This is a genomic window from Dellaglioa sp. CoH-57-MRSF-22, assembly GCF_056781895.1.
Genome location: NZ_JBXAXT010000216.1, coordinates 1 through 271 on the forward strand (window position 1 = coordinate 1; position 271 = coordinate 271).

Sequence of the window (271 nt, forward strand, 5' to 3'; positions counted from 1 at the left end):
GTGGCACGCAGCAACCGCGTTTCCAGAAACTGACCAAGCCACGCAAAACCCGGAGCCGTATTCCGCACTTGATAGTACGGCACATGGTTCGGGACCAGCGTACCTTCGGGCAGCGCCGAAATGCTCACGGGAGGAAGACCGCCGTGTTCGTTCACGATTTGCATGAACTCGATATACGGGAAAGTCCCGCAATTCGCGACGGCGATCTCACGAGCCTCTTCAACTTGCTCACGCGTCAACGGATTAGCCACGATATTCCGCAGCTCGGCTT

At 57.2% G+C, this 271-nt stretch carries 1 pseudogene; it reads right to left on the reverse strand.

Features of this window, described 5'->3' with window-relative positions:
* Positions 1–239 (reverse strand): annotated as a pseudogene (locus AC1RPR_RS08845) (hypothetical protein); the annotation flags it as partial.
* Positions 240–271: the final 32 nt, after the last annotated feature.